Annotated in this window: 15 protein-coding genes; 12 read left to right on the top strand and 3 right to left on the bottom strand. The window is 37.4% G+C overall.

Annotated features, from left to right (window positions below):
• The first annotated feature begins 4 nt into the window (after window positions 1-4).
• From yhbY to ACQKMV_RS22490, 5 genes are read left to right on the top strand one after another with little or no spacing between them, the layout of a single operon-like run.
• On the top strand, window positions 5-307 hold the full coding sequence (yhbY, locus tag ACQKMV_RS22510; RefSeq protein WP_155591690.1) for a ribosome assembly RNA-binding protein YhbY: 303 nt from the start codon (window positions 5-7) through the stop codon (window positions 305-307).
• A 9-nt stretch (window positions 308-316) separates the two neighbouring features.
• Window positions 317-886: a nicotinate-nucleotide adenylyltransferase gene (locus ACQKMV_RS22505; protein WP_427506608.1), complete on the top strand. Its 570-nt coding sequence runs from the start codon at window positions 317-319 to the stop codon at window positions 884-886.
• The gene (gene yqeK, locus ACQKMV_RS22500; RefSeq protein WP_427506607.1) at window positions 876-1,448 is read left to right on the top strand and encodes a bis(5'-nucleosyl)-tetraphosphatase (symmetrical) YqeK; all 573 of its coding nucleotides are present in this window, start codon (window positions 876-878) and stop codon (window positions 1,446-1,448) included. Before ACQKMV_RS22505 ends, yqeK begins: the two co-directional genes overlap by 11 nt.
• Window positions 1,445-1,789 carry a ribosome silencing factor gene (gene rsfS / locus ACQKMV_RS22495; RefSeq protein ID WP_427423292.1) on the top strand — a complete coding sequence of 115 codons (345 nt, stop codon included), beginning with the start codon at window positions 1,445-1,447 and terminating at the stop codon, window positions 1,787-1,789. Before yqeK ends, rsfS begins: the two co-directional genes overlap by 4 nt.
• 2 nt (window positions 1,790-1,791) lie before the next feature.
• On the top strand, window positions 1,792-2,529 hold the full coding sequence (locus tag ACQKMV_RS22490) for a class I SAM-dependent DNA methyltransferase (protein ID WP_427506606.1): 738 nt from the start codon (window positions 1,792-1,794) through the stop codon (window positions 2,527-2,529).
• A 44-nt stretch (window positions 2,530-2,573) separates the two neighbouring features.
• On the opposite strand, the gene ACQKMV_RS22485 is transcribed toward ACQKMV_RS22490, so the two are convergent.
• Window positions 2,574-3,029, bottom strand: coding sequence for a DUF3997 domain-containing protein (locus ACQKMV_RS22485; protein WP_427506605.1), 456 nt, complete (start codon window positions 3,027-3,029; stop codon window positions 2,574-2,576).
• Window positions 3,030-3,308: 279 nt separating this feature from the next.
• On the opposite strand from ACQKMV_RS22485, the gene ACQKMV_RS22480 reads away from it, so the two are divergent.
• From ACQKMV_RS22480 to ACQKMV_RS22470, 3 genes are all read left to right on the top strand, one after another.
• Entirely contained in the window at window positions 3,309-3,956 is a 648-nt protein-coding gene (locus ACQKMV_RS22480; protein WP_427506604.1) for a helix-hairpin-helix domain-containing protein, read from the top strand.
• Between the two features lie 107 nt (window positions 3,957-4,063).
• On the top strand, window positions 4,064-4,633 hold the full coding sequence (locus ACQKMV_RS22475) for a ComE operon protein 2 (protein WP_427499952.1): 570 nt from the start codon (window positions 4,064-4,066) through the stop codon (window positions 4,631-4,633).
• 107 nt (window positions 4,634-4,740) lie between these two features.
• The gene (locus tag ACQKMV_RS22470) at window positions 4,741-6,921 is read left to right on the top strand and encodes a DNA internalization-related competence protein ComEC/Rec2 (RefSeq protein ID WP_427506603.1); all 2,181 of its coding nucleotides are present in this window, start codon (window positions 4,741-4,743) and stop codon (window positions 6,919-6,921) included.
• A gap of 24 nt (window positions 6,922-6,945) precedes the next feature.
• Here the strand turns inward: ACQKMV_RS22470 and ACQKMV_RS22465 are convergent, their stop codons facing one another.
• A complete protein-coding gene (locus ACQKMV_RS22465; RefSeq protein ID WP_427423286.1) occupies window positions 6,946-7,083 on the bottom strand; it encodes a YqzM family protein in 138 nt (45 codons plus the stop codon).
• A gap of 162 nt (window positions 7,084-7,245) precedes the next feature.
• On the opposite strand from ACQKMV_RS22465, the gene holA reads away from it, so the two are divergent.
• Entirely contained in the window at window positions 7,246-8,256 is a 1,011-nt protein-coding gene (holA, locus tag ACQKMV_RS22460) for a DNA polymerase III subunit delta (RefSeq protein ID WP_427506622.1), read from the top strand.
• A 185-nt stretch (window positions 8,257-8,441) separates the two neighbouring features.
• On the opposite strand, the gene rpsT is transcribed toward holA, so the two are convergent.
• Entirely contained in the window at window positions 8,442-8,690 is a 249-nt protein-coding gene (gene rpsT / locus ACQKMV_RS22455) for a 30S ribosomal protein S20 (RefSeq protein ID WP_427423285.1), read from the bottom strand.
• Between the two features lie 162 nt (window positions 8,691-8,852).
• Here rpsT and gpr point away from each other — a divergent pair, with 162 nt between their 5' ends.
• The 3 genes from gpr (at window position 8,853) to ACQKMV_RS22440 (ending at window position 13,280) form a co-directional block, all read left to right on the top strand.
• Window positions 8,853-9,869: a GPR endopeptidase gene (gene gpr, locus ACQKMV_RS22450; protein WP_427506601.1), complete on the top strand. Its 1,017-nt coding sequence runs from the start codon at window positions 8,853-8,855 to the stop codon at window positions 9,867-9,869.
• A gap of 52 nt (window positions 9,870-9,921) precedes the next feature.
• Window positions 9,922-10,818 (top strand): stage II sporulation protein P, encoded by an 897-nt coding sequence (gene spoIIP, locus ACQKMV_RS22445; protein ID WP_427506599.1) that lies wholly within the window; start codon window positions 9,922-9,924, stop codon window positions 10,816-10,818.
• Between the two features lie 566 nt (window positions 10,819-11,384).
• Window positions 11,385-13,280 carry an acyltransferase family protein gene (locus tag ACQKMV_RS22440; RefSeq protein WP_427506598.1) on the top strand — a complete coding sequence of 632 codons (1,896 nt, stop codon included), beginning with the start codon at window positions 11,385-11,387 and terminating at the stop codon, window positions 13,278-13,280.
• Window positions 13,281-13,502: the final 222 nt, after the last annotated feature.

Below are 13,502 nucleotides of genomic sequence, written 5' to 3'. Positions count from 1 at the left end.
TTTTATGTTAACAGGTAAACAGAAACGTTTTTTACGTGCAGAAGCACATCATTTAACACCAATTTTCCAAGTAGGAAAAGGCGGCGTTAATGACGAAATGACAAAGCAAATTCGTGAAGCATTAGAAGTACGAGAGTTGATTAAGGTACGTATTTTAGATAACTGTGAGGAGGACAAGCATGAAGTTGCAGAAGCTCTTGCTAAAGGTGCTCATGCAGAACTTGTGCAATTAATTGGACTGACAGTTGTTTTATATAAAGAGTCACGCAATCATAAAAAGATTGTATTACCAAAAGCAACGAAATAAGGTGAGACGATGAAAAAGGTCGGTTTACTGGGAGGTACATTTAATCCACCACATAATGGGCATTTGATGATGGCTAATGAAGTACTGCATGCTTTAAATCTAGATGAAGTTCGCTTTATGCCAAATGCGTTGCCACCACATAAGTTCGTACGTCATGGTGCTAGCGATGTGGAGCGTCTTGAAATGGTAAAACGTGCAATAAGTCCATATTCGTATTTTTCTGTGGAGTCGTATGAGGTGGAGAAGGGTGGCGTATCCTATTCATATAAGACACTTTCTGCGATGTGTATAAGAGAGCCTAATGTAAAATTTTACTTTATCATTGGTGGCGACATGATTGATTCGCTTCATACATGGTACTGTATTGATGAATTAGTGAAGCTTGTGCAATTTGTAGGAGTAAAGCGTCCAGGAACAGAGGCCACAACAGATTTTCCTATAGAAATGGTGGAAGCTCCCCAAATCGATTTATCGTCCACACTGATTCGTGAACGCCTTGCTACGGGAGGAACGGTTACTTTTTTACTGCCTGAAGCAGTAGAGACGTTCATACGAGAGGAAGGTCTTTATGGAACGTGAACAGTACTTAGCGGCGATTAAGCCACGCATGCCTGAGAAGCGCTATATTCATACCATAGGTGTAATGGAAACTGCCATTGAGCTAGCGAAATTATATGGCGAGGATGAAAAAAAAGCTGAGACAGCAGCTATACTTCACGATATTGCGAAATATGCTGATATTGAATGGATGGAGCAAATCGTCCGTGATAAAAAATTAGATGTTCGCCTTATTGGCTGGGGTAGTGAACTACTGCATGGCCCAGTAGGTGCTTATATTGTAGAAAGCGAATTTGGCATTACAGATGAGGATATGTTAAATGCTATTCGATTTCATACAACAGGACGCGTAGGAATGAGCCGTTTAGAAAAAATTATTTTTGTTGCAGATATGATTGAACCCAATCGTAAATTTGATGGTGTTGATCGTCTGCGAAAAAAAGCAAAGAAAAATTTGGATAAGGCGATGAGTGCTTGTGTGCGCCATACATTGGCGTTTTTAATTGATACCAAACAACCAATTTATCCATTATCAATAGAATGTTACAACGATATGATGAAAAGAGAGGACAGTGAAGGATGACTTCAACTTTATTACAAGCAGCTTACAAAGCGATTGACGACAAACATGGTGAGGATATTGTCGTTTTAAATATGCAAGGAATTTCACTTTTAGCAGATTATTTTATTATTGCTCATGGTAATTCAGATCGCCAAGTGCAAGCAATCGCACGTGAATTACAAGAGATTGCAGAAAAAGAGGGCTATGAAATTCGCCGTGTAGAAGGCTTTGATGCAGCACGCTGGGTTCTTGTCGATCTAGGAGATGTTGTAGCGCATGTATTCCATAAAGATGAACGCGCTTATTATAACTTAGAGCGTCTATGGGGCGATGCTCCGCAACTAGACGTGCCAGAGGCTTAAGTGTGAGTTACGAACGATTTGCACATGTGTATGATGAACTGCAAACCGATATTCCTTACAATCTCTATGTGAAATGGGTTTTGCAGCATGCACCGAGCAGTCAATTTCCAAATCTTTTAGATATAGGCTGTGGGACAGGTGTGCTTGGCATGCTGTTTGCGCAGGCAGGTTACAAGGTGAGTGGAATTGACTTATCTGAAAATATGCTCTCAATTGCCGCAGAACGCTTTTCTGATGCAGGATTGCATGTGCCTCTCTATTGTATGTCGATGGATGAATTAGAGGGCTTTGAGGCGCTTGACGTTGTAACGATTGCTATTGATTCGCTGAATTATGTAGTGGAAGAAAAAGCAGTTTATTCAACATTAGAACGTATTTATGGTGCTTTACGAGATGGAGGCCAGCTGTTTTTTGACGTACATTCGTTATTTAAAATGAATGATATATTTTTAGACGGACCGTTTACGTATGATAATGGTGATATTAGCTATGTATGGCATACGGAACCTGGCGATTTTGAACATTCCGTTGTCCACCAAATGACGTTTTATGTACGTGATGTTGAGAGAAATCTGTATGAACGCTTCGACGAGGAGCATAACCAACGTACATTCTCAATCGAGCAATATATGGCATGGCTTCAGGAAATTGGCTTTAGAAACGTAGAAGTAACAGCAGATTTTACTGATGAAGGCCCTGAATATGAAAGTGAACGCATTTTTATCCGTGCGGTGAAATAGTAAAACAGCTTGCTGGTAACTAACCAGTGAGCTGTTTTTACTTTTCATTGTCGAAGATCACTCAAATCTTCAATCGGAATTAATTTCACTTCTTCAGACAGATTAAAAAGTTTCTTTTGTTGGATAAGAGCTTCTTCGTTAAGTGGTCCATAAACGGTATGAGCATGCATATCAACGATCCAAAATGCAAACTGCTCTTCATTTGGCTCAGCTACACCACCATTTATACTTTGGAGAGTCACTTGTTTGGCAATAATATAATTGTCATTCCACCAAATATCTGCTACTTTCGGAGGCACATAGTTATAATTAATTACATTACCCTGTACCTCTCCTTGCTCTACTACTGGTTCTTCTCCATATATGCCGATTTGATGTGCAGATAAACGATCGATTCGATATCCATTTGGTAGTGGGATTGTGTAGTCTGCTAAACCTGCACAACCAACTAATATCAATAGCATAATTGAAGTTATGACTAAAAGTATTTTATTCTTCAAATGAATCCTCCTAACTAAAATCAATGACGATTTTTTCCAAAAAAGTGTTTCTGTTTCTTACTACCAAATTGAAAGGGGCAAAGAGCCACGCTGCACTAATAAGCACTGTGGTTCTTTTCACAATGTAACGGTAGAAATCAACCCCACGTTATGGCGATGGGCTTTCATTATTAGTCTTAGCACTTGCTTTAAATAATTTATCTGTTCAACGCATGAATGATATTGTAAGATGAAATAGACTCCATATGATTACCTTTTGCAAAGGAAAGGATGTTATAGATGATCCAATCTTTTTGGCAAAAGTACAAAAAAAGTATGTTGATCCCCGGCATACTTGCAATCAGTGGACTTAGTTACTTCTTTTTTTTGAGTTCTGACTCTTCACCTCCCCAAGAAGAGCTCATCGAAACAATCCAACCTATTGAACAATATGAAATAAAAGAATCTGTTGATGAAGCGGTCATACAGCAGGTATTTGTTGATATAAAGGGCGCTGTTATGTATCCAGGTGTCTATGAGCTACAGACTGACCAGCGTATTATAGATGCGGTAAAGCTTGCAGGTGGCTATACGAAGGATGCTGATACGCAACTCATTAATCATGCGCAAAAAGTTGAGGATGAGATGGTTATTTACATTCCTATAAAGGGTGAAAAGCCTGACGAAATTACCACTAATATCTTGACGATGCCTACTAGCGGAACATCACAAAGTAACAATGGTATGAAAGATCAAAAGGTCAATTTAAATAAAGCAGATGAAGCAGCACTAACGACATTATCAGGTATTGGTCCATCAAAGGCTCAAAGTATTATTTCGTATCGTGAGGAGAATGGTGGCTTTAAAACAATTGAGGATTTAAAAAAAGTGAGTGGTATTGGCGAAAGAACGTTTGAGAAGCTGAAGGATTTCATTACGGTTAAATAATGGCAGTAAGTTTTGAGATATTGACGATTCTTTTCAAAAAGGGCTACACTATAGAGTAAAAAAACTGTTGCAATGAACGAACAATGTAAATTTATGGAGGTAGTCATATGGAGCGAATTACTTGGGATCAATTTTTCATGGCGCAAAGCCATTTACTCGCATTACGTAGTACATGTACAAGACTTGCAGTAGGAGCAACTGTCGTTAGAGATAAGAGAATTATTGCAGGTGGCTATAACGGTTCAATTACAGGTGATGAACATTGTATTGAAAAAGGTTGCTACGTTGTTGATAACCATTGTGTGCGTACAGTACATGCTGAGATGAATGCACTGTTACAATGTGCTAAATATGGTACGCCAACGAAAGGTGCAGACTTATATGTTACACATTTCCCATGTCTGCCATGTACGAAATCTATTATTCAAGCAGGTATTGAACGCGTCTATTACGCTACCGATTATAAAAATAATCCTTATGCACAAGAATTATTTGAAAAAGCAGGTGTAGAGGTTGTGCACGTTCCGTTTGATGAACGTAAAATCGACTTTTTAAGCGACGAAAAATTAGCCTTGTACATAGACATGCTAAACGAGCTTCGTGAGAGTGGTATGCCTGCAGAAAAATTGCTCCCATATGAACAGAAGGTGAGTGCATTATTTGGCAAAAAGCTTTAAAGCATAAATGGATATACGTAGCACTAGCTGTACTTGTTGCTTCAATAGCGGCACACAAGTCAGCTTGGCTACTCGCTATTCTTCTGCTTTTCGCGTTATGGCTTAAATTGAAAGGTGAAACCCGTTTAATTTCAGCGCTTGTTATCGTCAGTGGATTTCTTTCCTATTTCTTCATCGTTACATTTCAATTGACGGAATCTCCCCCTCTACCGTCAACATTCCAAATAACTTGGTCGAGTGAATATAAAATAAATGGTCAAAAGCTTAGAGGCTTTGTCAAAACTGAAACGGGTGAGAAGTTGTATGTCGTCTATACATTTTCATCAGAACAAGAGAAAAGCCTTTATGAAACTACTTCATTGACTGGTAGGACCTATCTAGTTCATGGAGAACTTATAGCACCTCTTCCACCTGCACATGTGTATGCGTTTTCTATGGAAAAATATTTGATCAGTAAAGGTGCAAGAGGAATATTTGTAGTTTCAAGCTGGACCTTTATAGAAGAGAAAAAATCTATTCGTTCTTTTCTTGCTAAACAGAGACACTCTATGAAAAAACATATTGAAACAACATTCCCGGAGTCACTAGTTGCAGAAGCACAAGCACTTCTAATAGGATCACAGGATCAAGTTGATCATGAGCTTCAAAGAGCCTATCAAAAGCTTGGCATCACACATCTATTTGCTATCTCTGGTCTGCATGTGGCACTTGTCTCATGGTTGTTTTTTGAAGGTCTTCTACGTATAGGCGTACGGAAGGAAATGGCGACTATAGTTTTACTCATCATCTTACCTGTCTATGGAGTGCTAGCTGGCGGTGCTCCGTCTGTATGGCGTGCGGTATCTGTCGTAGAATTAATCATGCTGATGCGTTACGCTTGGTCGCAAATATCGATTGATGATGCCCTAGCAATTAGCTTTCTTTGCTTTGTCCTACTAGAACCAGGTGTCATTTATCAGATTGGTTTTCAATTGTCATATTTAGCAACGGTTAGTCTTGTCTATTCTGGCGTCATTTTAAGACTATCCACGAACTGGTTAATCCGTTCATTTCTCATTACATTTGTGTGCCAGCTTCTTGTTTATCCATTATTACTCCATCATTTTTATGAAATTTCTATTTCATCATTTTTGGCAAATATTATTTTCGTACCACTGTTTTCCTTTGTTATTTTGCCCTTAAATATTGCTATGTTTATCATAACGATTATATCGATGCCAGTAGCTAAAGCTTTGTTTATTGGGTATGAGCCGCTCCGTATGTGGCTTACAAAGTTTATTTTATATCTTCAGGAATTACCGTTTCAGCTGTGGTCGCCAGGGAAGCCCGCTATATGGCTTATTTGCGTGGCTTTGATAAGTGTATTAGCAGGCTTCTATTTTATCGAGATAAAGCATTATAGTAGGTTTGCAGTTGTGATTTTCATTCCTGCATTGTGTATTCATTTATCGCCGATGATGTTTAAGGAAACAAAGCTTACATTTTTAAACGTTGGTCAGGGAGATTGTACAGTTATTGAATTACCGTTTAGAAGGGCTGTGTATGTTATTGATTCAGGCGGCTTACTACGCTTTGAACAGGAAGTATGGAAGACTTCAGAAAGCCCCTATGAGGTTGGAAGACAGGTTGTTGTACCTTTTTTGAAAGGTAAAGGGATACGGGACATTGATATTTTTATCGCCACTCATGCGGATGCCGATCACGTAGAGGGAGCTGAAGAGATATTGCAAGAGATTGACATGCGTGAAATTCATCTCACTCCAGGTTCAATGGATAAGCCTGTGATGCGGGATTTACTGATAAAAGCCAAAAAGCGAAAAGTTCCTGTGAAAGAAAAAATGCAGGGAACAGCGTGGCGCATAGGAAAAACTAATTTTCACTATTTATGGCCCCGTGACACCCTTTACGAGGGGAATGATGATTCAATTGTTTTATATATGCATCAGGGTTCATTTCGAGCATTGCTAACAGGTGACTTAGAGGAGCATGGTGAACAGGAGCTTATAAAACTTTACAACAAGCAATTAGCGGATATGACATTGTTGAAGGCTGGGCACCATGGCAGTAAAACATCAAGTATTGAGCCGTTTGTGGAGCTGTTACGGCCTGAATTAACCATTTTCAGCGCTGGGCTCAATAATCGCTATCGTCATCCGCATGATGAGGTTGTGGAGCGTTTTACAAGTCGAAATTTAACTATATTAACAACAGGAGTAGATGGGACGATCGAAGTAAGAATTAGTGAAGATAGTTGGTCTGTGCAAAAGGAAAAAGACCTTGTCCAATGAGCAAGGTCTTTTTCTCGTACATAATTATCTAGATGCTACTTCTACTATAATTGCGATAATAAACATAAGTGAAAACATTCCGAATGATACACCGAAGCCAACTCCTGAATCAGTTGCGTCGTTACGGCGACATTGTATGTTTTTTCCTTCAAATGGATTCATTGTTATCCCTCCAATTCTTATTTATTATAAGACATCGTTTTCATAAAAGCTATATCGAAACGGAGAATTTACCATATGGCAAAGAATCGACACAATTCGGTCAAAGTCACAAAGGAATATAAATCATGTATACTAGTAGTATTGCTACATGGAGGGAAAATTATGATTTCAACGGTTTGGAATAATATCAAAAAAGGAGAGCTCTCACCGGTTTATTTACTCGTTGGTGAGGAAAGCTATTTTATAGACGAAACAGTTAAACGGTTAAAAGAAGCGATAGGGCCAGAAGAAGAGATAGAGATGTCAACATTTGATTTGGAAGAAATGCCAGTGGATGTCGTTATAGATGAAGCAGATACAATTCCTTTTTTCTCTGAACGAAAGCTTATCATTGCTAAAAATGCATCCTTTTTAAAGGCAACCGAAAAGGGAAAAGAAAAAATTGACCATGATATAAAGCGCTTAGAATCATGGCTTGCTAACCCTTCCGATTTTTCATTAACAGTTTTTATCGCACCTTATGAGAAATTGGATGAACGTAAAAAAGTGACAAAGATGATGAAGGAGCATGCGTTATTAGTCCAAGCTGAAACACCAAAGGAGCAGGACTTAGCTGTGTGGATACAAAGTAAAGTCAAAACAGAGGGCAACAGCATAACACAAAATGCGATTGAGCAGCTTGTCGCAATGGTTGGACCGAATATGCTACAGTTGCAAATGGAAATAGAGAAGCTAACTCTTTATATAGGAGATGGTGGTGAAATTACTACTACGTTGGTCGAGGATTTAGTGGCAAAAACGTTAGAGCAGGATGCCTTTAAAATGTTAAATGCTTACTTTGCGAACGATTCTGTAGGGGCATTGTCTATTTATCACGATTTACTACGTCAAAAGCAAGAGCCTATCATGCTTGTTGGATTACTTGCATCAAATGTACGTACGATGTCCAATGTATTTTATTTATTAAAAAAGGGCTATCATCCACAGCAAATTGCAAAAAATTTAAAAATACATCCTTATCGTGTCAAGTTGATGGTAGAGCAACGTAATCGTCCATCAGAGGAAAGCTTATTGAAGGCTTTATATCAGTTAGCAGAGGTCGATTTACAACTGAAATCAACTGGAGGCAATCGTGAGCGTTATTTAGAACTCTTTTTGCTACGTCAACTTTAAGGATAAAGCGATTGTTTAGTAAGAAAATATTTATTGATGAGCTGTCCGAAGCAATAGGGGCAGCTCTTTATAGTAAATGCAATGGGGAAAACGAAGTGATAGCGCATTGCAACAGAGATAATTGATTTCTAATAAATTAAAAAGATCAGCTACTCTTAATAGAGTATACTGATCCTTTATAACAATTACGCTTTTTTAGAAAGGCGAGACTTTTTACGAGCCGCCGCGTTTTTGTGGATAAGTCCTTTTGAAGCTGCTTTATCTAAAGATTTGTAAGCTGCTTGTAAAAGTTCTTGTGCGTTTTCAGCTTTAGCAGCAACAGCGTTTTCAGCTTTTTTCACTGTAGTACGCATTGCAGATTTAGCTTGAGAGTTAGCAGCGTTAGCTTTTTCGTTAACTTTTACGCGTTTAATCGCAGATTTAATGTTTGGCATATCTTTCACCTCCTAAATTAGGTACGAGATGATATCTTCTCATTGATTTCTTGTGTCAATACAACAAAAATCATTTTAACAAACGCTAGGCCAAATTGCAATAGATAAATGCAAAGAATATTTACTTGACAGTTTGAACAAACTACAGTTGAGGTGAACTGTATGCAAAATTTAAATTGGCAACGTACGGATTTAATTGATGAGTCTGAAGAGGTTGTTTTGCATCAAACGAAAGAGCAAAAAGAAACGCTTGAAGAGTCGAGTGGTATTCAAATTGAAGATATTAGTGCTGGTCGGGTAAAAATCACTGATGTGCTCGTTAATGCAGAAGGTGAGAAGCAAATTGGAAAGAAGAAAGGGCAGTACATTACACTGTCTGTACCTACTTTGACGCTTGATGATCAGGATGGATTTGAGCAGCTTGAGAAAGAATTGCTTGTGAATTTTAAAAAAATGCATGAATCCATGTCATGGAAAGAAGATGACAAAATTTTAATTATTGGTCTAGGTAATCGTACAATTACACCAGATGCTATAGGACCATATCTTATCGATCATTTGCATAGTCTGGATGTAATTGATGAAAAATTTGTCATGTATGCGCCTGGTGTAACGGGACAAACAGGTTATGAAACTGGTGAATTTGTAGCGGCGTTGGCAGATCGTCTAAAGCCCAAATTAATTATTGTTGTAGACGCACTTGCAACAAGAGCTAGTGATCGCTTATGTAAAACTATTCAATTAACGGATACAGGGATACACCCTGGTTCTGGCGTAGGAAATCAACGTAAGGAAATTTCATATGAGATGCTTGGCATCCCTGTTACCGCAATTGGTATCCCAACAGTAGTTGATGCGCCTGTATTAATTGCAGATGCTGTAGAGCTAATGCTACGTTCTATAGCTGCGCGAGTGGCAGAGCGGAGTAAACCTTCATCAAAATTGTCATTGTCGTCTTGGCAACCAGATACAAATAAAGAACTAGATATGTCTTTAGTGAAGCCGATTTTTGGTGAGTGGGCTACGTGGTCTAAAGAAGAGCGTCAGCAATTGTTTGCAGAGACTTTCGCAGGCTCGCATACACAGCTGATGGTCACGCCAAAGGAAGCCGATTATTGGATAGATAAGTATGCAAAACTTGTGTCATCTATGCTTATGAAGTGGGCAAATAACCTATAATTTTTTTCGTTCTAAAAGGCACATCCCCTCCATACGATAAGGGGAGGAGGGTGTGACTTTGCTAAAAAAACTACAGTGGTCATTTGGTTTATTATTGTTCTTCTTCGTATTACCTGTCATTGCTGGGCAACTTCCGTTCAACAAGCAAGCATCGACTCCGATTAAAGAACCAGAGGATAAACAAGTCGTGTTTGCCGCTACTAATTTAGATGGACAAAGTGCACTTGAGCAGACAAAAGAGGAAACAAAAGAGCAAACAAAAGAACAAACAAAAGAACAAACAAAAGAGCAAACAAAAGAGCAAACAAAAGATCCATTTAAAGTATTGTTATTATTTACGCATTCATATGAATCATATCAACCAATGGTGAAAGCTGTTAGCGGGAAAGCGGCCTATTATGATGAAAAAACAAATATTTATAATTTAAAAGATACTATTTCTAAGCATTTTAGCATGAACGGTATACAAACGGACGTTTTAGGTGTTGATGTTATGAAGGAACTAAAACTTAAAGGGAAAAGTTTTCCGGAGTCTTACAACTTTGTACGTCCTTATTTAGCAAAACGTTTACAAGAGCAATCCTATGATTTAGTTATTGATTTGCATCGTGATTCTGCCAAAAGAGATGCGACAACGTTAACACATAACAACGAATCATATGCACGGATTGCAATTGTCATAGGTGCAGAGCATAAGAATTATAGATGGAATACTGCTTATGCAGAAAGTCTATCTGCTGCTATGAATGAAATTGTTCCGAAGATTTCTAGGGGTGTTATCTCAAAAAGTGGTGACAATGTTGATGGACGTTATAATCAAGATTTAACAAAAGAAATGATACTAATTGAACTGGGTGGAATTGACAATACAGAAGCAGAATTGAATCGTACAATTGCTGTAATAGGAAAAGCCATAGCAAAATCCTTCATTACAGAAAAACAAGATTAAATAATGTAGATTACTATATTTTAAATATTGAAATTGGCAAAAAACGGGACTCTTTTTAAAGTCTCCTTTTTGCCAATTTTTTGCTGAGACGTTGCACTTAGAAGAAATTATGGAAATTGGATGGTTTTTTAGCGGAAATACCAGGAATTATATTTAGAAAAAATAATTGTTAAGCCCTTTTATTTATTCATTTCTTGTCTTATAATTTTCGAGGCGGCACATAAAGATTTGACTATGAGTTGTAATAGTTTTGTAGTGGCATATGTAATAGGCGAGAAACGCTTTTAAAGCATCTACCATTTTGGAGATGCTTTTTTGATGGCTAAAATAAAGAATAACCTTTATTTCTAAAGGATGAAGGACAACTATACATATGATGTGAAAAAATAAAAAAATTTTCTAAGATATCATTTTATCTAAACTTTTATAAATACTCATCCGTCATTTATATAAGTGAATGCACTGAATCATTAATTAAAAGGGGACGATATTTGGCTTTATACTATTTACACTATAAAAAATATCGAAAATTTTGATGGATTATTAGAAGAAGAGGAAGGAATATTATGTCAGGCAAGGTAGTCAATCATCGTTATATCCCTGGATTAGATGGGATTCGAGCTTTAGCAGTATTAGCTGTTATAGCTTATCATTTTAACTTCGGATGGGCCAAAGGTGGGTTCCTAGGAGTTGATATCTTTTTTGTTTTATCAGGTTACTTAATAACCTCTACTATTTTACCTTTAAAAGGAAATCAGTTAACAGTAAGTTTAGGGAAATTTTGGATCGGTCGATTTCGACGCCTCCTACCTGCTGCGTTCGTAATGATTATTACTTCATTCGCTTGGGCTACCTTATTTCATAAGGAACTTCTTAATACATTGCGTGGAGATGCAATAGCCTCTATTTTTTATTCAAGTAATTGGTGGTTCATTTTTCATAAACTCTCTTATTTTGATAGTTTTGGATCCCCTTCACCTTTAAAGAATTTATGGTCTTTAGCCATTGAGGAACAATTTTATCTTATTTGGCCAATTCTGTTAATGCTAGGGCTTTATATTGTTAAAAAACAGAGTAAATTAGCCATCTTCATCTTTATCGGTGCATTATGTTCAGCTACATTAATGGGCATAATGTATGAGCCAGGAGCTGATCCGAGTCGTGTATATTACGGTACAGATACGCGTTCCTTTGAATTACTTATAGGCTGTTGGCTGGCTCTCGTTTGGCCGATGAAAAGACTATCTTCACAAAAACTATCTACTGACAATGTCAATAAACTAAATGCTATAAGTTTGGTTGCTTTTAGTATTTTTATTTTAAGTATTATTTTTGTAGATGAATATCAAACTTTCTTATATAGAGGAGGCATGTTCCTATTTTGTTTAAATGCAGCTATATTAATAGCGTGTGTTTGTCATCCAATTAGCATTTTAGGAAAAATCCTTTCTTTGAAGCCTCTACGTTGGATTGGTTCAAGATCGTATGGAATCTATCTATGGCATTATCCGATTATGGTATTAGGTACGCCTGTCCACGAAATAGGTAATCCTGCGTACTGGCGAGTTGCTTTACAGCTAGTTCTTATTTTGATTATTGCTGAATTATCGTATCGTTTTATCGAAATGCCTATACGCAAGGAAGGATTCCGCTCTTATTATCGACAGTATGTTAAATTTAATAAAAATAAATGGGGAAGCTTTTCGGTAACTAGAAAAATTTCAACGGTGCTCATTCCTCTATTCCTTTTAGTATTTTTGACTGGAATGACAGGTGTCGTAGGAAAAGAACAAACTGAATCAAAAGAGTCCCTGATAACAGAAGTTAAAATTAATGGTGCAGAATCAGCTGCTAAGCAAGATGATGTCGTAACGAAAAAAGAAACATCAGAAACCGATTCATCGAATGTTGAGAATGCAGAAGCTGAAACTAGCCCTCAACCAGACAAAGAAGAGCCTAAGCAGGGAGAAAATGATACAACTGCTATTTCTAAAGATGAATCCAATAACGTATTAGCTATTGGAGATTCTTTAATGATAGATATTGCTACAAGCTTACATAATATCTATCCTAATATTACAATTGATGCAAAAATTGGTCGCCAAGTATCACAAGCTGTCAAGCTGGCACCAAATTATGCTAGTTTTAATCAACCAGATAAAGCAGTTATTATTCAACTTGGCACAAATGGTTTCTTCTCGAACGATCAGATTGACGCACTACTTGAAGCTTTCTCCAATGCCAATATTTATTTAGTGAATACTCGGGTACCGCGTTCTTGGGAAAGTAAAGTAAATTATTCATTACAACAAAAAGCTCAAGAGCATGATAATATTACATTGATTGACTGGCATTCAGTTGCTATCAACCATCCAGAATTTTTTGCTCCAGACGGCGTACATTTAGTACAAAGCGGGGTTAATACATTAACGAACCTAATTCAACAATCAATAAATATATAATTTAGTAATAAAATAGCCATCGTACACCATGCTATTGGTGTAGTTGGCTATTTTATTTGTTAAGGGTATAGGAAAGGAACTCCTTCTCGTTTTTCGCATTGATTCGCAGAGGAAACGGCACACTATTGAGAATAACCATTGATTTAACAGCATTTATGCCGTTCTAATGTTGTGGTTTATATAAGGTTCATAGTATAATTCATTATAGTTTAATTAGGAGTG

Origin of the sequence: Lysinibacillus sp. NPDC094403 (assembly GCF_050278745.1) — a bacterium.
Classification (GTDB): Bacteria; Bacillota; Bacilli; order Bacillales_A; family Planococcaceae; genus Lysinibacillus.
Note: the sequence above shows the minus strand (reverse complement) of the source record. Positions and strands in the feature narration are given on the sequence as shown.